At 38.7% G+C, this 25,595-nt stretch carries 22 protein-coding genes and 2 pseudogenes; 9 read left to right on the forward strand and 15 right to left on the reverse strand.

Annotation, left to right across the window (positions count from 1 at the left end):
• Window positions 1–5: 5 nt before the first annotated feature.
• From CD03_RS37255 to gmd, 4 genes are read right to left on the reverse strand one after another with little or no spacing between them, the layout of a single operon-like run.
• Window positions 6–2,294 carry a type I phosphomannose isomerase catalytic subunit gene (locus CD03_RS37255; RefSeq protein ID WP_081820278.1) on the reverse strand — a complete coding sequence of 763 codons (2,289 nt, stop codon included), beginning with the start codon at window positions 2,292–2,294 and terminating at the stop codon, window positions 6–8.
• Between the two features lie 18 nt (window positions 2,295–2,312).
• On the reverse strand, window positions 2,313–3,380 hold the full coding sequence (locus CD03_RS0117790) for a mannose-1-phosphate guanylyltransferase (protein WP_027294801.1): 1,068 nt from the start codon (window positions 3,378–3,380) through the stop codon (window positions 2,313–2,315).
• The gene (locus tag CD03_RS0117795; RefSeq protein ID WP_044289473.1) at window positions 3,381–4,322 is read right to left on the reverse strand and encodes a GDP-L-fucose synthase family protein; all 942 of its coding nucleotides are present in this window, start codon (window positions 4,320–4,322) and stop codon (window positions 3,381–3,383) included.
• Window positions 4,323–4,340: 18 nt separating this feature from the next.
• Window positions 4,341–5,417, reverse strand: coding sequence for a GDP-mannose 4,6-dehydratase (gmd, locus tag CD03_RS0117800; protein WP_027294803.1), 1,077 nt, complete (start codon window positions 5,415–5,417; stop codon window positions 4,341–4,343).
• A gap of 302 nt (window positions 5,418–5,719) precedes the next feature.
• Here gmd and CD03_RS0117805 point away from each other — a divergent pair, with 302 nt between their 5' ends.
• Window positions 5,720–6,592 (forward strand): AraC family transcriptional regulator, encoded by an 873-nt coding sequence (locus CD03_RS0117805; RefSeq protein WP_044289474.1) that lies wholly within the window; start codon window positions 5,720–5,722, stop codon window positions 6,590–6,592.
• Between the two features lie 182 nt (window positions 6,593–6,774).
• Here the strand turns inward: CD03_RS0117805 and CD03_RS33915 are convergent, their stop codons facing one another.
• Window positions 6,775–7,329, reverse strand: coding sequence for a VanZ family protein (locus CD03_RS33915; protein ID WP_052377854.1), 555 nt, complete (start codon window positions 7,327–7,329; stop codon window positions 6,775–6,777).
• Between the two features lie 276 nt (window positions 7,330–7,605).
• Between CD03_RS33915 and CD03_RS33920 the strand changes: the two genes are divergently transcribed.
• Window positions 7,606–8,610 (forward strand): LCP family protein, encoded by a 1,005-nt coding sequence (locus CD03_RS33920; protein ID WP_052377855.1) that lies wholly within the window; start codon window positions 7,606–7,608, stop codon window positions 8,608–8,610.
• 88 nt (window positions 8,611–8,698) lie between these two features.
• Window positions 8,699–9,139, forward strand: coding sequence for a hypothetical protein (locus tag CD03_RS0117820; RefSeq protein WP_027294805.1), 441 nt, complete (start codon window positions 8,699–8,701; stop codon window positions 9,137–9,139).
• A gap of 239 nt (window positions 9,140–9,378) precedes the next feature.
• On the opposite strand, the pseudogene tnpC reads toward CD03_RS0117820, so the two are convergent.
• From tnpC to CD03_RS0117835, 3 genes and pseudogenes are all read right to left on the reverse strand, one after another.
• A pseudogene (gene tnpC / locus CD03_RS33925) lies at window positions 9,379–10,997 on the reverse strand (IS66 family transposase).
• Window positions 10,998–11,288: 291 nt separating this feature from the next.
• The gene (tnpB, locus tag CD03_RS0117830) at window positions 11,289–11,651 is read right to left on the reverse strand and encodes an IS66 family insertion sequence element accessory protein TnpB (protein ID WP_027294806.1); all 363 of its coding nucleotides are present in this window, start codon (window positions 11,649–11,651) and stop codon (window positions 11,289–11,291) included.
• The gene (locus CD03_RS0117835; protein WP_027294807.1) at window positions 11,641–12,006 is read right to left on the reverse strand and encodes a hypothetical protein; all 366 of its coding nucleotides are present in this window, start codon (window positions 12,004–12,006) and stop codon (window positions 11,641–11,643) included. The genes tnpB (CD03_RS0117830) and CD03_RS0117835 overlap by 11 nt, the downstream gene beginning before the upstream one ends.
• 179 nt (window positions 12,007–12,185) lie before the next feature.
• Between CD03_RS0117835 and CD03_RS37260 the strand changes: the two genes are divergently transcribed.
• From CD03_RS37260 to CD03_RS0117855, 6 genes are all read left to right on the forward strand, one after another.
• Window positions 12,186–12,380 (forward strand): transposase family protein, encoded by a 195-nt coding sequence (locus CD03_RS37260; protein ID WP_052377856.1) that lies wholly within the window; start codon window positions 12,186–12,188, stop codon window positions 12,378–12,380.
• A gap of 232 nt (window positions 12,381–12,612) precedes the next feature.
• Window positions 12,613–12,948 (forward strand): transposase, encoded by a 336-nt coding sequence (locus CD03_RS38615; RefSeq protein ID WP_242849118.1) that lies wholly within the window; start codon window positions 12,613–12,615, stop codon window positions 12,946–12,948.
• A 288-nt stretch (window positions 12,949–13,236) separates the two neighbouring features.
• Window positions 13,237–13,620 carry a hypothetical protein gene (locus tag CD03_RS39200; RefSeq protein ID WP_330377259.1) on the forward strand — a complete coding sequence of 128 codons (384 nt, stop codon included), beginning with the start codon at window positions 13,237–13,239 and terminating at the stop codon, window positions 13,618–13,620.
• Complete coding sequence (gene istA / locus CD03_RS33935; RefSeq protein ID WP_330377482.1) at window positions 13,551–14,786, forward strand: IS21 family transposase; 1,236 nt, start codon at window positions 13,551–13,553, stop codon at window positions 14,784–14,786. Before CD03_RS39200 ends, istA begins: the two co-directional genes overlap by 70 nt.
• Window positions 14,787–14,909: 123 nt before the next feature.
• Window positions 14,910–15,563, forward strand: a complete 654-nt coding sequence (locus CD03_RS33940; RefSeq protein ID WP_334291672.1) for an ATP-binding protein — start codon at window positions 14,910–14,912, stop codon at window positions 15,561–15,563.
• Window positions 15,556–15,753, forward strand: a complete 198-nt coding sequence (locus CD03_RS0117855) for a mobility-associated LCxxNW protein (protein WP_027294808.1) — start codon at window positions 15,556–15,558, stop codon at window positions 15,751–15,753. The genes CD03_RS33940 and CD03_RS0117855 overlap by 8 nt, the downstream gene beginning before the upstream one ends.
• Window positions 15,754–15,979: 226 nt before the next feature.
• On the opposite strand, the pseudogene tnpB (CD03_RS40000) reads toward CD03_RS0117855, so the two are convergent.
• From tnpB (CD03_RS40000) to secD, 7 genes and pseudogenes are all read right to left on the reverse strand, one after another.
• A pseudogene (tnpB, locus tag CD03_RS40000) lies at window positions 15,980–16,237 on the reverse strand (IS66 family insertion sequence element accessory protein TnpB); the annotation flags it as partial.
• Window positions 16,238–16,387: 150 nt separating this feature from the next.
• Window positions 16,388–17,380 carry an acyltransferase family protein gene (locus CD03_RS0117860; protein WP_027294809.1) on the reverse strand — a complete coding sequence of 331 codons (993 nt, stop codon included), beginning with the start codon at window positions 17,378–17,380 and terminating at the stop codon, window positions 16,388–16,390.
• A gap of 83 nt (window positions 17,381–17,463) precedes the next feature.
• Window positions 17,464–18,234, reverse strand: coding sequence for an alpha-1,2-fucosyltransferase (locus tag CD03_RS0117865; RefSeq protein WP_027294810.1), 771 nt, complete (start codon window positions 18,232–18,234; stop codon window positions 17,464–17,466).
• A gap of 843 nt (window positions 18,235–19,077) precedes the next feature.
• Window positions 19,078–20,670, reverse strand: coding sequence for a hypothetical protein (locus tag CD03_RS0117880; protein WP_027294812.1), 1,593 nt, complete (start codon window positions 20,668–20,670; stop codon window positions 19,078–19,080).
• A gap of 78 nt (window positions 20,671–20,748) precedes the next feature.
• Window positions 20,749–21,585, reverse strand: coding sequence for a deoxyribonuclease IV (locus CD03_RS0117885; protein ID WP_027294813.1), 837 nt, complete (start codon window positions 21,583–21,585; stop codon window positions 20,749–20,751).
• A 15-nt stretch (window positions 21,586–21,600) separates the two neighbouring features.
• Window positions 21,601–23,361 (reverse strand): single-stranded-DNA-specific exonuclease RecJ, encoded by a 1,761-nt coding sequence (gene recJ, locus CD03_RS0117890; protein WP_027294814.1) that lies wholly within the window; start codon window positions 23,359–23,361, stop codon window positions 21,601–21,603.
• 79 nt (window positions 23,362–23,440) lie between these two features.
• Window positions 23,441–25,588 carry a protein translocase subunit SecD gene (gene secD, locus CD03_RS0117895; RefSeq protein ID WP_027294815.1) on the reverse strand — a complete coding sequence of 716 codons (2,148 nt, stop codon included), beginning with the start codon at window positions 25,586–25,588 and terminating at the stop codon, window positions 23,441–23,443.
• Window positions 25,589–25,595: the final 7 nt, after the last annotated feature.

Genomic DNA, 25,595 nt, shown 5'->3' on the forward strand with positions numbered 1-25,595 from the left:
TTACTTTACACCTGCGTCAGCAAAAATTCGCAATGGCCTGTTACCTGTACATTCTTTTTTCCTGCTGGTACAAAAAAACTCTCTCCTGGTTTAAAGGACTGCCTTGTATTTTCCACCTGTAGTTCCCCTGATCCGCTCAAAATCATGATAGAATAAAAAGATGACTCATCTCCTACTATTCTGACAAATGTTTTTACATGGTACTTCGTACAGGAAAAATATTTACACTCTCCTAGCAGCTTCGTAGTATATCCTTCTGTTAAGATTTCATCTTCTGTGATTGTCGGTTTTATTATAGTTCTTGTCTTTTGAATTACATCCAGTGCTTTTTCAATATGTAGTTCCCGCAATTCTCCATAACAGTCTCTTCTTCCATAATCGTAAAGACGATACGTAGCATTTGAATTTTGCTGAACTTCACAGACCAGAATACCAGGACCAATCGCATGAACAGTTCCCGCTTCAACAAATATAGATTCTCCTTTGTGAACTGGTACTTTATTCAGGATCTCCGTCAAAGTCTGCTCATCAATTCTTTTACGCACTTCTTCTTCGGCGACATCTTTATTGAAACCATAGTATATGTATGCATCTTCATCACAATCCATTATATACCACATTTCGTTCTTCCCGTATTCATCCTCAACCGGAAGAGCATAATCATCTCCTGGGTGAACTTGAATGGAAAGCATATCCCTGGCATCTATGAACTTAATCAATAATGGGAATTTCTCATAAGACTGGCATTTCCAACCCAAGTTTTCACGACCGATTCTTGCGATATATTCCCCAAAAAGCAGCCCTTTATATTTTCCTTCTGCTACTACACTTTGTCCCGCCCCATGAGTAGACAACTCCCAGCTTTCAGCAATACAGTCATAGTCACAATGTTTATGATAAATATCCCGAAGTTTACTTCCACCCCACAAATAATCTTTAAATGCCGGTTCCAGCTTAACAAGATCCGTATCTTCTATTTCCACTTCCAAACCGCTTGTTAACCCGTTTTTTACATAATCTGCTTCTTCCAATATTTTTCCAATGCTGGTTTCCACTACAATAATATTCTCCGAAGTGTAATTTGCAATCTGATGGAGTGTGCCCATCGGTATATACACACATTCCTTTTTGCCATACTCCCGGATTTCCTCATTTAAAGTAATCGTTGCAACTCCTCCTACAATTGCCCAATGTTCACTGCGGAACTGGTGTTTATGTCCAGGCAGAACTTTTCCCGGGAAAATAGTAATTCGCTTTACTTTATACTCCGGTGTACACGTCAAAATTTCTTTCATTCCCCAGGGCTGATAACAAATACTGCTTTCATCAAAAACTTTTTTCTCTTCCCTGTAATGTTTCCGCATTATGTCCTTAATGGCCTGAGTTTTCCCTTTTCTGGATACATAAACTGCATCGTTGGTATTCACAATCACCGTATCTTCCATTTCGTTAGCGATCACAATTTTCCCTTTTGCATAATTCAGAATAGATATGTCTCTGCAATTTTCTTCAATAACTCTGCCTTCCTGGCGAAATTCATGATATTCCGACAGGGATTCCAGATCCAGTATACGGCTCCAGTTCAAATCTGCTTTATATATCCTGACCTTTTCGGACTTCTGAGTAATAGCACTGGCAATGCTTTCCGCGGGGATATTCTCCATCCACTGCCTCTTTAACAAAATTATTTTTCCTGCAGTGTTTAAGCTGTTCACTCCAAAGCGGCATGGTTCATAAATATATGGACTGCATATTTTTAACTCATGAAGGTAATCTCCGGCTCTAAGCATTAATATTCCAGCATCCACTAAACCAATTTCATAACATGTACTCTCATTTAATTTAGCATTTGGCGTAAATAACTTCACTCCTCGTTTTCCACTTACACCAAGACTAACTAACCATCCTTCATTTACAAGATTTTTTGCATCCAGAATTGCTTTCCTGTAATCTCCTCCATCTATGATTGTATCTGTAGAAACAATTAATAGCAAATCAGAAGGATTGATACACATACAGATAATTGCTGCCGCTGGAGCTGTTTTTCTCCCTGCCTGCTCCAGAAAGCACCGATATTTTAATCCTTGAAATGCCTGCATTTGTCCTTCTACAATATACTGGTATTTCTCATTTGTCATAATATAAAACTCATCACAAAAGGGCATATTTCTTGCTATTGTCTCCTGAAACAGAGAGCGGTTTTCTTTCACATTCATAAACTGTTTCGGATAATTCCTTCTCGACGCAGGCCACAGGCGATCTCCTGTTCCCCCCGCTAATACCAGACATTTCATAAATTCCTCCAATGCTCCTTACAGATATTGATTCTTTCCTGTAGCCTTCAACTGATCAACCACCATTTTCACATCTTGGGCACGATCTTTGCTGCACACCAGAAGTGCATCCTCCGTTTCCACAATGATCAGATTTTCAACTCCTATAGTTGCTATCAACTTTTTATCCGAAAACTGGATACAATTTTTTGTATCAATCCGTACATGATTCCCCATGCCTATATTTCCATCCTGATCCGGATCGTAAAAGGTATTCAGCGTCTCCCAACTGCCCACGTCATTCCACCCAAAGTCTCCCAATACCATATAGACCTGTTGCGCCCGTTCCATAATGCCATAATCTATAGATATCGATGGTATCCTTGGATAAATATCTTCTATCAGCACCCTTTCTTCCGCCGTTCCCATACTTTCATAAATTTGCATCAGATACTGATAAATTTCTGGCAAATAATCTTTGAAATTATCCAGTATCACGGATACTTTCCAGGCAAACATTCCGCTGTTCCATGCATAAGTTCCACTCTCCAGATAAGTTTTCGCCATGTTTACAGACGGTTTTTCTTTAAATTCTTCTACTTTTCTCAGAACTTCATTACTATTGCCACCATATTTCATATATCCGTATCCAGTGGATGCAAATACAGGTGTTATCCCAATAGTAAGAAGCTTATCCCCCAAGCTTGCTTCCCGGATTACAACTTTTAATATTCTTTCGAACTCCTGTTGATCCTCAATATAATGATCTGCTGGAAATACGCACATGATACCGTCACCGAATTTGTTTAACAACTCACATGCTGCGTATCCAATGCATGCCGCTGTATTACGGGCATCCGGTTCCACCAGAATATGACCCTTATCCAGTTTCCCGGAAACTGCTGCCGCCATAGCATCCGCTTGTACCTGATTTGTTACAATAAACATATTCGCTTTGTCTATGATCCCTGCCAACCGTTCAATTGTTTCATTTATCATGAGCTCCTTACCGCTTAGATTCAACAACTGCTTTGGCTTTGCCTGCCGGCTAAGGGGCCAGAATCTTGTTCCCTGACCACCTGCCATAATCACACCATATACCTTCATTTACCTCTCCGCCCTCATTTCACTATGTAAGAAATCATCATATGCAATGCTTATTCCTTCAGAAAGTTCAGTTTTATATTTCCATCCCAGTTCTGTAAGTTTATGAACATCCAAAAGTTTACGCGGGGTTCCATCTGGTTTTAAAGTATCAAAACGAAGATTTCCTTTATAACCAACCCTTTGCTTCACAAGGCTTGCTAATTCTGATATCGTTACCTCTTTGCCAGTTCCCACATTCACTGTCTCATTTCCAGAATAGTGATTCATCAGGAATAAGCATGCATCTGCGAGATCATCTACATATAAAAATTCACGGAGTGGTGAACCAGTTCCCCAGATCACCACTTCCTCAGACTGATTTACTTTTGCTTCATGAAACCTGCGGATTAATGCAGGCAGGACATGGGAATGTTCCGGATGGTAATTATCATTGGGACCATATAGATTTGTAGGCATACAGCTGATGTAATCAGCACCATATTGTTGATTCAGGTATTCACAGTACTTTAAACCGGATATCTTAGCAAGTGCATATGCATCATTTGTCTGCTCCAATTCACTGGTCAGCAGACAACTCTCAGGCATTGGCTGCGGTGCCATTCTGGGATAAATACAGGAACTGCCTAAAAACATTAATTTTTTTACTCCAATATCAAATGCCGCTTTTATCACATTCATTTCTAAAATCATATTTTCATATAAAAAATCTGCCTTATGCAGGCTGTTTGCCATAATACCGCCTACTTTAGCCGCTGCCAGAAATACATATTCCGGTTTTTCATCAGCAAAAAAATCTTCTACCTGATTTTGTCTGCACAAATCCAGTTCTTTTGAAGAACGTCCAATAATATTTGTATATCCTTCTTTTTCTAATTTTCTAACAATCGCAGATCCAACCATTCCCCGGTGTCCTGCTACATATATTTTTGATGACTTTTCCATTATTCTGTCCTTTCGTGATTAGCATGCAACCTTCTCTGCATTTCTAAATTCTTCTGATCCGACTCCCGCGCATGTCTTCATATCTTCATCAACCATCATAGCTACCAGTTCCGGAAAATTCACTTTTCTCTTCCAGCCCAGTTCTTTCTCCGCTTTGCTGCTGTCTCCCCAAAGCAGTTCCACTTCTGCCGGGCGATAGAACTGAGGATCCACATCTACTAACAGACGCCCTGTTTCCATATCGTATCCTTTTTCCTCTACTCCGCTGCCTTTCCATTCAATGGTAATTCCAACTTCTTTAAAAGACATTTCCACAAACTCCCGAACGGTATGAGTCTCATTCGTCGCCAATACATAATCACCCGGTTTCTCCTGCTGCAGCATACGCCACATCCCCTCTACATAATCTCCTGCAAATCCCCAATCACGTTTTGCATCCATATTTCCAAGAGAAAGCTTTTCCTGTTTGCCGGCACAGATATTGGCCACTGCTAAAGTAACTTTTCTGGTAACAAAATTATCCCCTCTTCTTGGCGATTCATGGTTAAATAGAATTCCATTGCATGTAAACATATCATAGGATTCCCTGTAATTTACTGTAATCCAGTAAGAATACAGCTTTGCAGCCCCATAAGGGCTCTTGGGATAAAATGGTGTCTGCTCGCTTTGCGGTGCTGTTCCTGGCAGCCCTCCATAAAGTTCTGATGTGGATGCCTGATAATAACGGCAATTACATCCGCTCTGTCTGACTGCCTCCAAAAGTCTGATTGTCCCCACACCAGTGGCTTCCGCTGTATACTCCGGAACTTCAAATGAAACAGCCACATGAGACTGTGCAGCCAGATTATAGACTTCATCCGGCTTAATCTTCATCATTAGAAGACTTAAATTACTGGAATCTGTCAGATCTCCATAATGCAAGAAAAATCTTTTCTTATAATCTTTATTTTCTAATACATGATCAATCCTGTCCGTACACACGGTACTGTGCCGGCGAATGATTCCATGAACTTCATATCCTTTTTCTAATAATAATTCTGCCAGATAAGAACCATCCTGTCCGGTAATTCCTGTTATCAATGCAACTTTCACCATGATTTTTAGTCTCCTCTATTAAACTGTATAATTTTGTGATTATTTTTCTCTTGTTTATAATTGTCTTTTGCATTATATAGTGGTATACTAGGCAAAACAATGTTAAAAATTGCTCAGTTTATAGTATTAATAGTAAAATATTGTTATTCGCAATATTTTACTATTGTTATTTTGTGAAAACTGTTTTTTATATTTTATCATTTTGGAAAAATAGTAATTATGCTACACCAGTATCCAACTGCTAATTGCCAAATGATTAAATGTAATGAGTATTTGAAAATTTTATGAAAGGGTAAAAAGAAATGAATTCAATATTTGACTCCGAAATATCCGGTAAGAAAGGACAGCGGGAATCTGTTATTACAACACCAACAAATATAGCCAAGAAAAGTTTTTTCTATGTACAGGAAACAGGCTATTTAAAGAGTTTGAAACCTCATATCAGCCGGCGCGAAAATCTGGATTCCTACTTATTCATTTACGTACTTTCAGGTTCCGGGTATTTCACTTACCACGGCAAAAAAACGCAAGTAGAAAAAGGTGCCTGCTTTTTCCTGGACTGCATGGAACCTTATTCCCATGAGAGTATCGAAGAAAATCCCTGGGAACTGTTATGGGTACATTTTAATGGTGCAACTTCCAGGGAATACTATAAATATACAATGCGAAGCTCTTCTAATATTTTTTATCCGGTAGAAACTGCTGATATCATTGCTCTGATCTGGAACCTTATTCATACAAATCAAAAAAAGCCTCCGTATTGTGAAGCTCTCAGTTCCAGTATGATTGTACAACTGCTAACCCTAATCATTACTACACCCAGAAAAACCAAGCTGCAGTCTTCCTCGTCTGATTCTATGGACGAAAAGCTAAGCCTCGTACGACAATATTTGAGCAAGCACTTTACAGAAAAAATCAATCTCGAACAGCTTGCTAACACATTTTTTATCAGTAAATATTATCTCTGCAGGGAATTTAAAAAAAAATACGGAGAAAGCATTGTTACTTATCTGACCCTCAAGCGGATTAACAATGCAAAAGAATTGTTACGGTTTAGTGATAAGAGTATTTCAGAAATTGCCACTTTGTGTGGCATTTATGATGCAAATTATTTTATAAAGCAGTTTAAGTCTTCGGAAGGGATTACCCCGGCGGAATATCGTAGGAAGTGGTAAAAGATTTGGCAGCTGATATTTAATTTCATTTATTATTTTCTGATATACCTGTCTAAATATTATATGGAACATTATTCTTCATCATAAAAATCCAACATCACTTTTCTTCAGAGATGTTGGATTTTATAATTTATGAATATCTATTGGCTCCATCGAACTCATTTTTCTAATCATTAACCGATTTATATAATATTCATATTAAACTTTGAGCGAATTTTCAAAATACATAAATAGATCCAATAGCCAATCAAAGTTCCAAATACATTTGTAATTATATCATCTGTCTGGAAAAATCCCCGTTCAGATACAAACTGGAATATTTCTATAACCAAACTTGTAAAGAATCCAACGGCAAGGCATCTCCAGACCGTATGAATCCGTTTCCATAGTACAGGTACCAAGACTCCTAAAGGTATCATCATAATAATATTCTCGATAACATATGAAATTGCTCTTGGTGTATTTTGAAATGTAGCTCCGATCATTAAATCAGCTCTTGTACGTGATCCTGGTTCCCTTGAAAAATAGGCGATCTCCAGAACCAGATAACAATAAACAGAAAATATATAGATAACCGGTATTAGAGATGCTCTTATTTTCATCTGCGGATTATGAAATTTTTTAACACACCATAGGATTGCGATATAAATAAGTACAATTCCCATCCCCAGCAGGATACCTCTAAATCCGTATTCAATAATAAATTCTGTAAAATCTTCAATAATAAGTGCTTTCATAATGATAAACTTCCCTGCTAATGTTTTTCTTTTCTCAGATAAATTGAAATGACATAATTAAATTTTAATGATACCATACCATGTACGAATATTCTAATTGTTTTTATTAATATTTGCCATATATATTCTTAAAGAATTTTCACTGAATGAATTATGTTTTCTATCATTAAATTTTGTAAAATATACTCTCAGTCATTGTACTAAATCGCATAAATTCATTGACAAATTCTGCTAAACGAGATATCCTAAATCCAAATGAAAGGTGGTGTATTATTTATGTACAAAGAAAAAGGGTTTACTATATTTGAGAAATTAGCACTGATTTGTACCTGCATTCTTAGTATAACCTATATACTGTGCAGTACACAGTTTGTACATGCTGCGGATGCAAAAAATCAAGGCGAAACAAAAAAAGCCGAATCCAAGATTACATATAACAAGGAAACTTATACTCTGAAATCCAATATTGAGACAACATTGTTCATGGGTATTGACAACGTAAACAATGAACAGGAAGATGGCACTGTTGATTCCCTTGGGGATAGCGGAATGGCTGACTGTCTGTTCTTAGTTGTATCGGACAAAGATACCGGCAAGAGCCAAATTATTGGAATCAACCGGGATACCATGACAGATGTGGATATGCTGGATATCTATGGTGAATATTTTCGAACCGCAAATCTTCAGATCGCACTTTCCCATGGATATGGGGATGGCAAGGAACAAAGCTGTCTGAATACAGTAAAAGCGGTGTCAAACTTATTTGGCGGCATCAAAATTGACCATTATGTTGCTATGAAAATGGCCGCTATTCCTACGATTAACGACGCTATCGGAGGGGTATCCGTAGAAGTACTGGAAGACCTTACCAGCCAGGATCCTGCTTTGGCAAAAGGAAAAACAGTTGAATTAAAAGGAAAACAATCTTTACAATACGTAAAATACCGCGATACCGATAAATTGGATTCCAATCAGTTAAGAATTCAGCGCCAAAAACAATATATTACTGCATTTACGAAAAAGTTGGCGTCTGAAACATCGAAAGATCCATTTAGTATCCTTACGCTTTATAAACAGATTCAGAAATATGTTGTAACCGATTTAAACACTGCTCAAATGCAGACTTTATTTGACAAATTCGCAAAATCCGGTCTTGGAGATGAAAATTTCCATATGGTTCCCGGAAAGCTTACCGAGGGGAAAATTTATGCTGAATTCCATGCAGATGAAAAGGGACTGAAAGAACTGGTTCTGGATCTCTTCTACACAAAGCAAAAATAAAACTCTCCTCAAATTGGTGGACAGTATACACTTACATTTCTGTAGGGGTATTCACAATATAATTTAACGCAAAATGGAGGTAACAAACATGAAAAACATAAAAAGAATTGGCTCTCTTGTATTGGCATTTGCATTAATGCTTTCCTTTACAATGTCAGCATTCGCTGCTCCAAGTCCTACTGTTAACGTAAAAGCAACTAAAGTAATGGTAAATGGTAAGAGCATCGATATCAGCAAATTGAAAATCACAAAAACAAAAGTAACCGTAGATCCTGCAACAGTTGATCCTTCCCTGAAGAATATGGCAATTGCTTATGCAGTTGACGTAAGCCTGGATGGAGTTGATTTTGATGAAGTTTCTATTACTTTTGCTATCCCAAGCATCCAGAAAGATGAAAACGTAAAAGTTCTTCATTTACAGAAAGATGACAAGTGGGAAGTACTTACACCGGATAGTGTGGAGGATCAGGAAGTAACTGTGACATTTAAATCTCTGTCACCGGTACTGTTTTTAGTAGACAAGAAATAATACAGAAATGTTTGTGAATATTGGGTATACTGTTGGGTTATGAGCCTGCTGCCTTTTTGGGCGGCAGGTTTTTTGATGTTTCGACTGTATTGTATCATTTTACAAAGCTTATGAATTAGTAGATTTCTATTAATGTAAGGTAAGCGCTTAATAGGTTCTTTCCAAGCTTAGTTGATTAGTAAACGCAAAATAGCAAGTACCTTGACATTTTTAGGCGGCTGCTTTGCAGCCACCTATATTTAAGCTTTGCGGATTTCTGCCGGAAGTTTTTCTGACCATGGAAGAAGATCTTCCATGAATGAATAATCGGTGTCATCCATGTGTTGCGGAATCTCTTCTAAGAGATACTGTACATAATCAAAGGGCTTCAGATTGTTGGCTTTTGCTGTTTCTACAATACTGTAAATGATTGCGGAAGTCTTGGCTCCATTGATTGTATCTATCATCTGCCAATTTTTCTTCTCGATACAAAAGCCCCGGATTGCCCTTTCAGATGCATTATTATCTATTGGAACATCTCCATCTGTGAGAAATACCCGAAGATATTTTTCCTGGTTCAGAGCATAACCAACTGCATCTCCAAATTTATCCTTTCTGAATACCTTTATGTTTTTCAGGTACGCAAAAAACGCATCCACAAGTGGCTTTATAACCGCTTGCCGTTGCTTAAGCCGTTCATCAGAAGAAAGGTCTTTCAACTTCCCTTCTTCCCGGTAGATTACCTGAATCTGTTTCATCAGCAGAAACGCCCCGGATTCCTTTTGATGCGATATGTTGATTAGTTTCAAAGCTTCATCAAATCTGCGACGGCAATGAACCCAGCAGCCGGCAATAGTCAGTTCTTCCAACTCCTTTTCTAAAGTATGGCAGACCTGATATCCATCTGTCACACAGATGCCATCATACCCTTTCAGGAATTCCCGTTGATGAGATGCATTTCTCGTCTGTTGATATTCATATAAGACAATCTGGCGGTTGTGATATAGATGTCCAGAACGATATCCCCACATCCAGCTTTTGGAACCTGCTTTCCGTCCATCATGGTTTACAAGCACCGGTGTTTCATCTGCCTGTATCACATGATAGGAATACAATTCTTCATGAAGATGATCATAAAGAACCGACAAATATTCTTCTCCGAGACGGATGCACCAGTTTGCCATATGTTGCCTTGTGATCTGAAGACCATAGCGCCGGAATTCCTGTTCTAATCGATAGAGTGGTACTGCATTCATATACTTACCGTTGATGAATGCAGCTGCCAAAGAGGGGGATACCAGACTTCCATGTAGCAAAGACTTTGGATGGTCTGCTTTGAACATATGTTCATCTGTTTTGCTGGCATATACACCAATGTGATGTTCTTCCACTTCCACCTTTGCTGGCACGAAATGATATTTTCTGGAGATCGCATCCGGTAATTGTTTCCAGCCCTTCTCACCGAATTCTTCTTCTAATTCGGTCTCGGACAAATAGTGGTCGATCCGCTTGATCGGAAGTCCGGAAAGATCAGCTTCTTTCTTTCCTTTGCGTTTTGGCTGCTTTGGAAATTTGAGTTCCAGATCTTCCGGTTCTGATACACTAAGATCACATACCGCTTCGGCTTCGTTAAAAATTCGATGCTTCCATCCACTTCGCGAAAACTGATCTGATCGGTATCATCCATCTTTTCAGAAGATCTGCCAAAACGATTCTGTTTACCAAGGATTACCTGTTCCATCAGAAGCTGCATTTTTTCATTCGATGCATGAAGTTCCTTTGTTAAGGCTTCCAACTGTTCCTGCTGTTGTAAAAGCAGATGGATAAGAAACGACTTATCAACTGTATTTAATTGTTCTTCCGTATACTTAACTGCCATAACCGAACCTCACTTTCCTGAGTGGTATTATAGCAGAAACCGCAGATTTTAGCCATTTTTGATTTGTGTCATCTTCGTCATTTTGACGGTGGATAACAGTCATGAAAACCTGAAAAGAAACGCTGAAAATTCAGATATTTATGACTGTTATCCACAATCCGAAAAGTTTTTGAGTCATGTAAATATAAAAACTCACATGAAACTTTTATAATGTGAATAACTTCAAATTTTAATTGCACAGAATAAATCAACATGAATAAAAATGATTTTATTTTCGCTTTTTTGCACAAATTACATGGAAAACGCCGGATCCGGAACTTCCTCAATCGGACTTCTGGCAATGATTTCCAAGCCCTGCATCAACATTTGATACTGGTCTGCGGTAATCTCCAGTGCTTCGTCTTTTGTACGCGGCCATCGAAAGTTACCGTTTTCAATCCTCTTGTACAAAAGGAGAAATCCATCGCCTTCCCAGAGGAGTCCTTTTATCCGGTCAGTACGCTTGCCACAAAACAAGAATAATGTATTTTTATCATAAGGATCGAGATGGAACTGGAAACGTATGATTCTGGCAAGGCCATCAATTCCTCTGCGAAGATCCGTAAAACCAGTGGCAATGTATACTTTTTCGAATCCAGTACCATCATTGAGCATCCATCATCACTCCCAAAAGTGTATGAAGAAATGAAGCAGATGCCTGGTCTGTGATTTCCAATATGAGGTGGTTTCTACCTCTGATCATAGCAGCCGTTTTATGATTCGGTGCTATATTTTCTGACTGGATTGCAGAAGAAGGAACTTCTATAAAATCTGGTGTGTTGTCAGCAGCAGCCAGAAAAGCTTCCCGAACTTTTCGGAGTCTCCAGTAATAACTCGCTTTCGTAATGTCGTGCAGCTTACACCATTCATTGATTTTCATGCCCTGTGGGCGATTTTGACAATCTCTGACCAGTTCGGCCCATTCACTCAAACGAGTTTGCTGTGCAACTAAACTTGTATGAGATTTCATGACTCACCTCCTGTAGTCTGGTCAAAAAAGTTGATTACAAAACTTTTTTGACTTTATAGTGATATGTCTATTATCTCACATATGATGATTTTGAAAAGGTACTTACTACTATTTGGCGTTTACGTTGATTATGCAATTAAATAGTGGTATTATTGAATCATAAACCAGGAGGTGATTGTATGGAACAGCAACTTATAAAATTATTAGACAACAGTTTAGAATGCATCAATAGTAAAATAAAGGGAAACCAAGTGGTTATGGCAATTCAATCTGTCAAAGAAAAAGTCAGTTGTCCATATTGTGGATATTCGTCAAACAGAGTACATTCAACTTATGTACGTGAAATTCAGGATATCCCGTTTCTGGATAGATAGACCATTCTTTTGCTATCCACTAGAAAGATGTTCTGTGATAATCCCGAATGCAGCTTTAAAACCTTTTCTGAAAGATTTGATTTTGTAACTCCAAAAGGGAAGAAAACAAACAGGCTTATTGAAAAAATATTGGTTACGTCTACAAAATTGAGCTCAGTCAGTGCAGCATCTTTACTAAAAACGGGTTCTGTCAAGGTTTGCAAAAGCAGCATCTGCGATCTGCTTAAAAAAAATGCCAACGATTGTGGATAAATCTTCAGTAATCCATGTTTGTGTGGATGATTTCGCTTTCCGAAAACGTTATACATATGGTTCTGTCATGGTAGATTTGGACACCCATAGGATTATTGGTATTATAGATTCCCGTGAAACGAAAAAGGTGGAGGAATGGCTTAAATCTTACCCTCATCTAGAAGTAATATCCAGAGATGGGGCTCAAACCTATTCGTCTGCGGTGCAGAAATCCCATCCAAATGCAATACAGGTTAGTGACCGATTCCATTTGCTTAAAAATTTATCAGATGCTTTGAAAAATATATGTATCGTCTTTTTCCATCAAGGCTGGTAATCCCTGCAACGGTATCAAATCCAGAAATGCAGGTACTCTATGACACCCGGAACCGCCGGGAGCGGATCTTGTTTGCACAGAAAAAACGGGGTGAGGGTTATTCTATAAATGATATAGCGCTATTATTGCATTCTGCGTGGATATTCCGTTTAAATAGTGCACTCTTTTCGGAAATTCAGAGCACCTAAATCCGAAGTTTCAGAGCAGGTGTTTCCGCTCCAGAGTGCAATCCACTATAATGAATCCATGCACATAGATGTGTAAATTTATTATAGGAGGTCGATAACCATGACTGATTATCGAGAAATCATCAGACTAAAAAGTCTGGAGTTTAGCAATGCTGCGATTGCTAACAGCCTGTATTGTTCGCGCAACACGGTTTCTGAAACAATTAAACTTGCAGAAACACATTCTTTGGGATGGCCCATCCCCGAGGCACTGACGAACAGTGACATTGAACATCTGTTTTATCCTGACAGAGGCAATAATGAGGGAAGGAGACTCCCAGATTACGAGTATGTCTACAGCGAACTGGCTAAACCGGGTGTAACACTTTCTCTTTTTGGGCCGAATACTGTGCTAAATGCGAAGCAGAGCACACTATCCCGTATCAGCATACGCAGTTTAATGATAAGTATCATGCTTATGCTGTATCAAAGAAAGCGACACTAAGAATTAAGCGTAAGCCTGGCGAAACCATGGAAGTAGACTGGGTGGGCGACACCCTCAAGGTCTATGATGCCGCCAGCGGCAGTGATATACCGGCATATATATTTGTTGCCGTTCTTCCATGCAGTTTGTACGGATATGCAGAGGCTTTTCCGGATATGAAATCCAATCACTGGATAGAAGCACATATTTATGCGTATTCCTTCTTTGGTGGTGTAACCCGTATTCTCATACCGGATAATCTAAAAACCGGAGTGATTAAGAATACACGGACAGAGCTCGTGCTTAACCGTTCTTACCACGAAATGGCAGAGCATTACGGAACGGCTATCATTCCGGCCAGACCGGTAAAGCCCAAGGACAATCCTAATGCCGAGGGTACTGTAAAGGTGATTGAAACATGGATTCTTGCCGCACTCCGAAACCGGAAGTTTTTCACCTTCGATGAGCTTAATAAAGCCATCTGTGAAAAACTTGAGGAATTCAATGCAAAACCTTTCCAGAAAAAGAAAGGAAGCCGGTCGTCCGCATTTATCGAAGAAGAAAAAGACTTCCTCATGCCCTTACCTGCTTCCCCATATGAAACGGCTGTCTGGACAACTGCCACCATACAACTCGATTATCTCATAACTGTCGGGAATTCCAAGTATTCTGTTCCGTATGAATTTATTGGTAAAAAAGTAGACATTCGTACTACCGAAAACAGTATCGAAGTATTCTATCATAACAATCGTATCGCATCGCATGTGCATAGGTCTTATTCACCGGATCCGATTTATATGCCGGAACACATGCCTGAAAATCATAGAAAGTTTCTGGAATACAGCACAGAAAGCTTTCTGAATTGGAGTAAGAATGTCGGTCATTCCACTCTCATTGTGGTAAAACATTTCTTATATATGCACAAGGTAGAACAACAGGGGTATAAATCCTGCGTATCGCTGATGAAGCTTGCTGACCGCTATGGTACAGAACGTTTGGAAAACACCTGCGTCAAGGCACTTAGTTACACACCAAGTCCAAGCCTTAAAAATATCAGTACCATTCTGAAAAATGGTCAGGACAAAGTGGCATTAGAAAAAGATTCTTTCAGTGCCTCCAATAAAGAAAGCTCCAAGTATGGTATTACAAGAGGTGCCTCTTACTACGAAGGAGGTGACCGTTTATGATTCGCCAGTCAACCATAGATAAACTGCATGATATGCGATTATCTACCATGTCAGATGCCTTTGAAAGCCTAGTGTGCTGATCCTGATACCTATCAGGGATTATCCTTTGAAGACCGCGTTGGAATGCTGGTCCACAGGGAGTGGGATAAGCGAAAATGCACAAAGATAGAAAAGCTTATCCGTGGTGCAGAATTCCGTTATCCGAATGCGTGTGTGGAAGCCATTGAGTATCACCCTGACAGAAATCTGGACAAAGGGCAGATGCTGGTGATTTCCACCTGTCGGTATATTTCAGTTGACCATCATATCATTCTAAAAGGGGCATCCGGAAACGGGAAAACATATATCGCATGTGCACTTGGTATCGCAGCCTGCAGGAACTTTATAAAGGTACGTTATGTGCGTTTGCCGGATCTTTTAAATGAGCTGACTGTTTCACATGGTGATGGTACGCTGAAAAAAGTTATCAGGGCATATCAGAAAATCGACCTTTTGATTCTGGATGAATTCCTGTTAAGCCCAGTATCTACCGAGCAGACAAGGGGACTCCTTGAAATCATTGAAGCCCGCAGCATAAAAGGCTCTGTTATCTTTTGCACCCAGTTCGAACCCAAGGGCTGGTACAGCCGTATAGGTGGTGATTGTGATGCAACCATCTGTGAAGCAATCATTGACCGGATTATTCATAATTCCTACGAAGTAATGATAGATGGTCGTGTATCTATGAGGGAACGTCATGGCATCAAAGCCTCCCGGAAAGGAGCTGCCAATGACTAATTATTGTGCTTTCAGTAAAAACCATAAATGTATCAAGTGGACAGATTATGAATTAAACCGCCACGAATTAGAGGAAGCCGATGAACTGTGTCACGGAAACTGGATAGAAATCCAGCACCTGCAAGATTATATCGACCGATTACAGGCACTTCTGACAGAACACGGAATAGAGATTCCGTCAGAGTACTAATTGATAGTTGCACTCTCCCCCGGAAAGGTATGCACTGCTTTTCCGGAAAAGGGTGCTCTGGATTTCCGAAAAAGGTGTTCTATTGGAACGGAATACTCAAATGCCTGCATCTAGTTTTTATTACTTATAGTATACCACAAACCACTGTTAGATTCAGTAAATACAGAGATTATCAGCACTTTAAAGTGTGACCTTTGGATTGATTTTTTGAACAGCTTTGGGGTGATCAATTGCTACTCCTTCCAACTAACCAGCGAAACTCCTGATCAGAGATCATGCGAACCTCATCTTGGTTTCTGGGCCACTGATAACGAGAGTTTTCCAACCGTTTATATAAGAGAATAAATCCATCACCTTCCTAATAAAGTGCTTTCAGTCGGTTTGTCTTGCGTCCACAGAAAAGAAATAGACTGTTTGAAAAGGGATCAAGTTTAAAGTTCTGTTGTACGATTCCAGCCAAGCCATCAATAGCCTTTCTCATATCGGTGTGGCCTGTTTATTCGAATATTCGGATAAACAGGCCACACTAATATGAGACGCAGTATTGATGGTCTTATTAACTTATCTGGGATACTTATGAAATGGATCCTTATGCAAATGCTCTCTTTCTCTTCTGTAACCTACTATCTGCCGCCTATTGTATCTTTTCACCTAATAGTATCCATTTTGTTATTTGTTTTTTTCTCAATAATTTAATGAAAATTAAAGAAACTCCCAGCCACACAGCAGTGGTTATAGAGGCACTTAATAAAGTAGGCATTTTTCCTAGAATAATCTCATATACATTTAATCTCCATAACGGTGAAAAGAATATACACCAATGAATCGCATAAAGAGGTAATGTAATTGTTCCTAATTTAATCAACCAAGAAGACAAAAAAGTATCTGATAATCCTAATGCAAAACAATATAAAGCGCATATCATTAAAACACATAATACTCGATCTGGTAGTTTAACACAATAACAAATACACATTATAATTACACTTGCTATTAATAAAAACACCTTATAAGCTTTGTTTTTCTCTTTAGAAGCAATCTTATCAGCCAACAATAGATTAAATGCATATCCCATTACAAAACTTATGTAATACCACGTTCTCATAAGATAACTAAGAATCTTTACTTTAGATAGAATCGCAATAATAGGAATGCATACAAACAGAAAAACCAATAATAAGTATCTCTGTTTTTTTTCTTCACTTCTACTAACAACAACATTTCCGATTGCAACAACTAAAAAAAACACTAATAAATATCGCAAAAACCAGAAATCCGACTTTATAAACTCGTAGAACACCCCCCTAATACTCAAAATTCGATAATCAGTAGGAATCACACAAACAAGAAAGTAATGAGTATACGCCCAACACATATACGGGATACCTATCCTTTGTATTTTCTTTTTTATAAATCCTATTGTATTACTAGTAGGCATTGAAAAGGACACACTTATGCCGCTTACAAAAAATAGTAATGGCATTTGAAAAGACAAAATTATTTTCCAAATCACACTACTCTGTCCTTCTATTAAGTTGCACTGAATTGCATGGCCTACAAGAACCACCATTATTCCCAGACCGCGTAAAATATCAATTTCTTTTCTTCTTTTATTTTTTATGTCCACTTCTATCACCTTCCTCAATACAACCGTTTTTATTTCAAGATTTAACAATACTTTTCATGGAATCAGTCAATTCCGATTTAAAGTTATACTTTTATCCAACTATCAGGACAAATATCCTTATTAAATCCATCATTATTCACGTAGTATTGTTTTGGTGCTATTATAACCTTCGCATACTGATTCAGATATGCACCCCACCAAGAAAAAGAGCTATTTGCAACAATTACATAGTTGCACTCTGTCATTAACTGCATATCCCGAAAACTATTCCCCTTTGTGTTCCAATTTACATATTCCACACACTCATTCTGCAGAGGAAGATTCTCCTTGCACCAACCAATATCGTCAGAAAAAATATACCATTTTCGTTCTTTTGGAGCTACTTCTATTATTTTTGATATCGCACAATCATAATATCCTATATCCGCTAAGTTGACAAACATTTTATTATGTACATAATCTCCCCGCCGAACGTGCATAGCGATTGAATTGTTCTCTCTCATTTCTGCACTAACACGAATATTATCTACTTCAATATACATTGGAAATGTGAACGCCTTTAGAATTTGCTTTCTGTGTCCATTAAAATATTTCTCTGATTGCCAAAACCCGAACAGATAATCATCTGACTTAAAATGTTTGAGAAAACGAGGATCAAATCCTTCAGCTATATCACGCACAGTGTATTTGTAACCTGCATAATACATACCAATTTTTCGAAGAAGTCTGTATATTAGTCCATCTCTAACTTGGTAGCGTAAAGAAATCTCAGTACTGCATTTTGGGATGTCAATACCAAATACTTTCTGTAACTCATAGCCATTATGTACATTATTAGCATCAAAAAAACTCAAATCGGCTGTTATATCACCTTGAGGATATCTTTCCTTCTGGTTTCAATATATCCCATATTACTATTAATCCAACGTTTTTCCACCATTCTTTCTTCCCACTATACCTCAAAACCCCCATAAAATCAAGCTTTTTTACATTATTTACCAGCCATTTTATTTTTTTCTAATTTTATCACGTAATACCAATTTTCCCACGATTTTCAAGCAATCCAGCTCTTTTTCCAATTTTACGCCTGGTAAATTTACAAATAACTTTTTCTGTACCAATAATTTTATAATTAAAAGTAGACCTTTTATAAACCATTGATTAATACCTGTACCGTCAAATAATCCTTATCTCTAATATGATTTCTTAATGAAACCTCTTTTACAACACAATATCTTTATCATTCCTTTAACTCTAAAGCCTTTTACTGTATGTTTAAGAGCATTGCATTCACTACATTTCGCAGCATAATAGCTATAAAGAATGTCTTCTTTTTGCAAATTAAGTCCATATTTTTTATTGAAACAATTTCTGCATATATCTGTATTAATCAGTTGCTTTTTTAATTTCCATGGATTGATCATCTAACCTCTTCCCCTCTGCACAATTTTCTAATGCCATAGTCAACCAGTTGGTTAACCAATCAATTGATAGTTCTTGATTATAACATTAAAATAAAGTTTATGAAGTAAGATGTAATGAAATGCAGGTTTTTGTAATGAATTACTTTTTTATTTTAATAAAGCTCTTTCAGCTATTTGATTTATTTAACGATAAAATTCACTTTTAATATGGAATTTCGAAAAAATAAAAATCGGTACTAGATTATCAATAAATCTAATACCGATTTTTTCTTATTATTTAATACTCAATACCGTATTCGCCTTATCTCCCGGCGTATATTCCAGTGTAATCTGATCACCCTCATTATATTTAATAATATCCAGATAATCTACAACTGAGACATCAAAGATCTCCTTATTCCCCTCTAACATAATATAGTAATGGGAATTTCCATCCACAACGCCCTGGGCTATTTTCTGAATCTTGCCTTTGGCTTCATTTACTGATCTTGTTTCCTCCACGGCTATTCCATTCTGCTTTAGAAGGCTTCGATATGATTTTTCACACTCAGCCGCTGTATCTCCGATAGCAACGTTCTGGTATTTTTGAATATTAACCATAGCGTACATTTTGACAAGTCCTGCACTGTCCTTCAATGCCATAAAATAGGTCGGCTCTCCCGCTATATTCAAAAGGAGCGGGAAGGTTGATTTGTACCCAAGATGCTGTACCTGGCCCTCTGCAGAACCCATGGCTGAGTATTCCTCGGCTCCGTTGATCTCGTAAAATCTGGTTTCCATCGTTCGCTGGTTCATCAGCACGAATCCTACATTGGACTGATCACCACTGACAGAAGTAATACCGGTATAAACCCATACATCATCTTCTAATGCCAGATAGTTGTATCCTGTTGTGGTGCGCAGACAGCCTTTCTGTCCCAGAACGCTGTTAAAATAACCATTCTTTAAGGTTCCATAGTAATCATAGAGCTGAACCAAAAGATCAGCAGAATACACATGATCAACCCACTGCGGACAATCTTCTACTGCAAAATCCTGTGTTTCTCCTGTTATGGCATTGCAAAGTACCACTCTTCCGATAGTGACACCGCCAAATAACCCGATATTGTATTTTTTTACCGGGCATACCCAGTATGGGGTACCATTATCATCGATTTCAAAACTAAGTGTATCGAAAATATAAGTCGGATAGCGGAACCTGAGATGTCTGTCAATGTTCCGGTTTAAATGCTCTGATTGTGAATATTTGATCGGCTTATCCAGTTTTACAAGTTCTGTGTCCTGAGTTGCCATATCAATTTTGATATATGCCGGTATTCCTTCTGACTGGTTGGTAAACCACTTAATCAGATTGGCATATACAAGGGGTGTTACTCTAACCGGAGTATCCTGATAATTAATCTGTGTATACAGATCACTGACTTCAAACTGGGAAACCATGTCTACCATACTGCCCATTTTACGATTTCCTAAAAGTGTTGCAGAATCTCTGTCTAAAAGAGGTATTTTAGAATAATCCGCCTCTTTGATATCCTCATTAAAATCTCTTGTCTGCACAGTGATCAGCTTCTGGTACTTATTTGCATTGATAATCGGGGAAGAAAGAATACTTCCTCCTATATAAACGATAACTACCAATGCCAGTATGCCGATACCAAATTTCAGACCTTTGCTGTCTTTGGCATCCTCTACCGTCCTAATTCTCGGTAAGCCGTAAATAATAACTACGATGACCACAGCTGCCATTAAAAATGTCCAGAATCCGGATGCATGAATATTAATAGCAGGCAAAGTTACGTAGTAATAGATTCCCGCGATCAAAAGAGCTGCAATGACCGCCAGGACTTTCCAACCAAACTTTTTCATATAAATCTCCTCTCCAACTATGTGATAAATATTATCGTATAATCAACAATTATACGTTATACTGCTTTGAAATACAAATTAATTTTGTATAAACATTTCCCGGAGCATGGCAATTTCCTTCGCCCATCCTTCATCATCATTAGGAGTTTCCAGTACAAAGGGCAGACCACAGAGCGCCGGATGATTGATAATCCGGCCGAATGCCTCGATACCAATACTTCCTTCGCCTATTTTGGCATGTCTGTCTTTGTGGCTCTCGAATGGATTCTGGCTGTCATTCAGATGTATGGCACGAAGACGGTCCAGTCCGATTACGCTGTCAAAGTGTGTGATCACCCCATCCAGGTCATTTACAATATCATATCCTGCATCCCAGACATGGCAGGTATCCAGGCATACCCCCAGTTTATCCGATAATTCCACTTTATCAATAATTTCTTTTAATTCTTCAAAAGTGCGTCCAACTTCACTTCCTTTGCCAGCCATCGTCTCCAGCAAAACAATTGTATTCTGTTCCGGTTTTAAGATTTCATTTAGCATCTGTGCAATATAATCTATTCCAATCTCCACTCCCTGCTTTACATGGCTTCCCGGATGGAAATTATAGTAATTTCCGGGCGTATACTCCATACGGCGCAGATCGTCTGCCATTGTATCTTTGGCAAATTTGCGAAGTCCCTCATCTGCAGAACAGCCGTTTAAAGTATAGGGTGCATGTGCGACTATTTTTGCAAAATCCTGTTCTTGAGCAAGTTCCAGATATTTAGCAACATCTGCTTCATCTATTTCTTTCGCTTTTCCTCCTCTTGGATTACGCGTAAAAAATGCAAAGGTGTTGGCTCCCAGCTTCACTGCCTGCTTCCCCATCGCATAATATCCCTTTGAAGAAGAAATATGACTTCCTATATTTAACATTTCGTATCCTCCTTTTTAATTATAATTCTGTATAACGATCTGCATATTCCTCACATTTCGAAACACATTTACCTGCGGGTAGTACGTTGCCGAAATACTGATTGTATTTTCCCGGTTCTGGTACATTTTCTCTACTTCTGCAGTACCGAATTTTTCCGTAATATAAGTATTAAATTTTTCCACATCTCCAAAATACATGGCATCCATTACCATTCCCTGGGAATTTAAAACCTGCATTTTGATTACATTTTTATTCTGCCCAAGAATTCTGGCACTTAACACATTCAGATTTTTTTCTGCAAATACAGGCTTGGGATTAGCTTTTCCAAATGGCTCCAATACCTCCAGCTCTTCTATCAGTTCTTCTGAAATATAATCGATTGGCATGGCAACGTCAATGGAAACTCTTGGAATAAAATCATCCTCAGTCAATGTTGTAAGTTCATTTAAACGAATCCTTAACGTTTCCACATCTTCTTTTTTTATAGACAATCCTGCCGCCATTGGATGTCCGCCAAATTTTGTAAATAATTCCTGGCATTTCACCATTTCTTCAAACATATTATAGGCTTCAATAGATCGCCCGGAACCTTTCACTCCATCTTCTGCATCCGTCAGTACAAAAACCGGCTTATGAAAACGTTCACGGATACGCCCCGCAATAATACCAGCCAGACTTTCATGGCAGTCCGGAAGATAGACAACCAGCACCTTATCCTCTTTTAATTCTGTAGTCTCCACCAGTTCAACTGCCTGTTCAAATCCTTTCAGCGTCATAGCCTTACGTTCATCATTCAGACTTTTCAGTTCTTCCGCCATCCTAAGCGCATCTCCCTCTGATTCAGCAAGAAGCAGCGCAAGGGCACGTTTAGCCGTATCCAGACGCCCGCTGGCGTTAATGCATGGCCCAAGGACAAAACCAATGTGATAAGCGCATATATCAGACTCTTCCAGACCATTTACTTTTATCAGGGATTTCAAACCATTATTTTGCGTATTAGTCAGGCGCCTGAGCCCCTCTTTGACGATAATACGATTTTCTCCGATCAGGTCCATAACATCACCAACGGTAGCAATTGCTGCAAATTCAATAAACGCTTCTGCTTCTTCTTTGGGTATCTTATGATCTTCGAACATGCAGGATATCAGTTTGAATGCCACTGCCGCACCACAGAGATTGGGAAAAGGATAATTACATTCCGGCTGCTTGGGATTAATAATCACATCTGCATTTGGTCGGATACATATCTTTTCTCTTTCTTCCTCTTTAAATAACAGCTCATGATGATCCGTAATAATAACTGTCATTCCCAGATTTTTCGCATATGCAATCTGGTCTATTGCGGCTATGCCATTGTCACAGGTTACAATGGTATCCACACCTTCCTCATATGCATACTGTATCAGCTGTTCATTGATTCCGTATCCATCTTTCATTCTGTCAGGGATCTCGTAATCTACATTGGCATTGCACCGCAGAAGGCCCTTATATAGGATATAGGTCGCATTGACCCCGTCAATATCATAATCTCCAATAATACGGATTTTTTTGCCTTCATTGATCTTATTGTTCAAAAGAGCGACAGCTTCCCGGGCACCACGTAAAAGTTTAGGATCATGAAGATCCGCCAATCCGCCATTCAAGTATTCCTTAATCGCTTCATCCCCTACAATATCCCGGTTGCGAATAATCCTGGCGGTCACCTGATTAATTCCAAATTTGCTGGAAATTTCCTTGAAATCTGCTCTTTTTGCTGTTACAAACCATTTTTCCAAAATAAATTCTCCTTTGTATATAACCTGAAAATGAAAGATACCCCCGGTACTCGCATACCAGAGGTACTTTCATTTATTATTATTTTTTCTTAGTCTTAATCTTTGTTTTGAATACATACCAGAGTGCACCGGTAATGCATACAGAAGAATAAGCTCCACATACAATACCAACCATCAGCGGCAATGCAAATTCACGGATCGAAGATACACCCATGACAAACAGCACTGCGATCATAATAAAAGTGGTAAGGGATGTGTAGATACTTCTTGTGAGTGTCTGCGTAATACTCACATTTACAACCTCTGCAATATTGTCCTTATTCTTCATTGCTGCCATATTTTCACGGATTCTATCGAATATAACAATAGTCGCATTAATAGAATAACCAACAATTGTCAGCATACATGCAATAAATGTATTACCTACCGATACTCTTGCCAGTGCATAGAATGCCAGTACTACTAATACGTCATGAAGCAGTGCAACAACCGCACTTGTGGCAAAACGAAGATCTTTAAACCGGAACCAGATATAGATCAGCATACAGATTGTAGCTACCACAACCGCTACTATAGCATCGGTTCTCATCTCTGAACTTACAGTGGAAGAAATACTTTCTGCAGTAATCAGTGTGGTGTCTACATCAAAATCTTTCTTCAATGCATCGCTTAATTCCTGTCTCTCATCCAGATTCAGTTCTCTTGTTTTGATTATTACCTGATTTGTTCCGCTTACTTTTTGTGTCTGAATATTTGCATCCTTCGTTACACCCTGTACCACAGGTTTAACCTTAGAATCAATATCTGATATACTCAGATCTTCATTAAACGTTACATTTGTTGAAGTACCACCCATGAATTCAAGGCTGTAATTCAATGATTTATTTCCCTGCGTACTGTTAAATATCATAGATGCCGGTCCAACCACAATCAGAACAATTGATATAATAAAGAAAATATTTTTTTTGCTCAGGAAATTGATTGTTTTCCTTGCTTTCTGTTTTCCATATAACTTTTCACCCTTTAAGCCCAGCGTAAAGAAGGCATTGATGATCAGTCTTGAAATTACAAGTGCCGTAAACATGGATAATACAATACCAAGTGCCAGTGTCTGTGCAAATCCCTGTACACTGCCGGTACCCATTAACCCAAGTACTGCTGCTGCAATCAGGGTTGTGATATTACCATCAATAATTGCTGAGAATGCTTTCTGGAAACCTGACTTAATTGCAGACTTAACGCTTTTTCCTGCTGCAACTTCTTCACGGATTCTGGCATAGATAATAACGTTTGCATCCACCGCCATACCAATGGAAAGTATAATACCTGCAATACCCGGTAAGGTTAGTGTTAAATCAAATGCATTCAGGCATAAAAGCATAAGTCCTGTGTAAATCAGCAGTGAAATACCGGCAACAATACCCGGAAGCAGATATACCACGATCATGAATATAATTACGACTGCAAGACCAATAGCACCTGCAATTAAACTGCTTGAAATTGCTTCTTCACCAAGCTGTGCTCCTACCACGTTAGAACGAAGTTCTTCCAGTTCCAGTGAAAGGGAACCAATACGAATAGAGGACGCCAGTGTTTCTGCTTCTTCCTGATCAGCCATACCGGAGATATATGCTTTTCCGCCGGTAATTGCCTCATTTACTTTTGGTGCGCTGATTACATTGCCATCATAGACAATCTTAATCTGTTTTCCAACATTTGCTGCAGTAGCATCTGCAAATTTGGTGGTTCCTTCTTTTGTCAGAAGCAGTTCAACAACATATTCCTTATTTCCCATTTCATCGTTTTGAACTCTTGCTTCCGCACTGTCAACATCCGTACCATTTAACACAACAGAACCATCTGTTAATTCAAACTGCAGAGAACCTGGCTTGCCGAGTTCTTCCAGAATCTTGTTCGCATCTGTTACACCAGGGATTTCAATGTTGATACGGTCACTGCCTTCCTGATAAACCTGCGCTTCCGTGCTGTACTGAGATACACGCTGCTGTAATTTGTAGATGGTATCTTTCATATCTTCTTCAGACGGAGTCTCATCTCCCACTGCCTGATATGTAATACTTACACCGCCGGATAAATCCAGACCGGTCTTAATATTTCTGGCAGAACCAGTTCCTGTAGGACCAAATCCCACTGCTGTAGTAAATGCCAAAAGCCCCAATAAAATCGTCATGGCAACAACTACAATAATCGCTTTTTGCTTGTTCATGATGCTT

It is taken from the genome of Robinsoniella sp. KNHs210, from assembly GCF_000686105.1.
Classification (GTDB): Bacteria; Bacillota; Clostridia; order Lachnospirales; family Lachnospiraceae; genus Robinsoniella; species Robinsoniella peoriensis.

Coding starts and splice junctions, on each gene's coding strand:
- CD03_RS0117820 (WP_027294805.1), top strand. CDS start 8,699: ATGAAAAACATAAAAAGAATTGGCTCTCTTGTATTGGCATTTGCATTA.
- CD03_RS0117835 (WP_027294807.1), bottom strand. CDS start 12,006: ATGAAATCTCATACAAGTTTAGTTGCACAGCAAACTCGTTTGAGTGAA.
- CD03_RS0117880 (WP_027294812.1), bottom strand. CDS start 20,670: ATGAAAAAGTTTGGTTGGAAAGTCCTGGCGGTCATTGCAGCTCTTTTG.
- CD03_RS0117805 (WP_044289474.1), top strand. CDS start 5,720: ATGAATTCAATATTTGACTCCGAAATATCCGGTAAGAAAGGACAGCGG.
- CD03_RS0117855 (WP_027294808.1), top strand. CDS start 15,556: ATGACTAATTATTGTGCTTTCAGTAAAAACCATAAATGTATCAAGTGG.
- CD03_RS0117790 (WP_027294801.1), bottom strand. CDS start 3,380: ATGAAGGTATATGGTGTGATTATGGCAGGTGGTCAGGGAACAAGATTC.
- gmd (WP_027294803.1), bottom strand. CDS start 5,417: ATGGTGAAAGTTGCATTGATAACAGGAATTACCGGACAGGATGGTTCT.
- CD03_RS0117885 (WP_027294813.1), bottom strand. CDS start 21,585: ATGTTAAATATAGGAAGTCATATTTCTTCTTCAAAGGGATATTATGCG.
- CD03_RS37255 (WP_081820278.1), bottom strand. CDS start 2,294: ATGAAATGTCTGGTATTAGCGGGGGGAACAGGAGATCGCCTGTGGCCT.
- CD03_RS0117795 (WP_044289473.1), bottom strand. CDS start 4,322: ATGGAAAAGTCATCAAAAATATATGTAGCAGGACACCGGGGAATGGTT.
- tnpB (WP_027294806.1), bottom strand. CDS start 11,651: ATGCTCAATGATGGTACTGGATTCGAAAAAGTATACATTGCCACTGGT.
- CD03_RS39200 (WP_330377259.1), top strand. CDS start 13,237: ATGACTGATTATCGAGAAATCATCAGACTAAAAAGTCTGGAGTTTAGC.
- CD03_RS38615 (WP_242849118.1), top strand. CDS start 12,613: ATGCCAACGATTGTGGATAAATCTTCAGTAATCCATGTTTGTGTGGAT.
- CD03_RS33915 (WP_052377854.1), bottom strand. CDS start 7,329: ATGAAAGCACTTATTATTGAAGATTTTACAGAATTTATTATTGAATAC.
- secD (WP_027294815.1), bottom strand. CDS start 25,588: ATGAACAAGCAAAAAGCGATTATTGTAGTTGTTGCCATGACGATTTTA.
- CD03_RS33940 (WP_334291672.1), top strand. CDS start 14,910: ATGCTGGTCCACAGGGAGTGGGATAAGCGAAAATGCACAAAGATAGAA.
- CD03_RS37260 (WP_052377856.1), top strand. CDS start 12,186: ATGGAACAGCAACTTATAAAATTATTAGACAACAGTTTAGAATGCATC.
- CD03_RS33920 (WP_052377855.1), top strand. CDS start 7,606: ATGTACAAAGAAAAAGGGTTTACTATATTTGAGAAATTAGCACTGATT.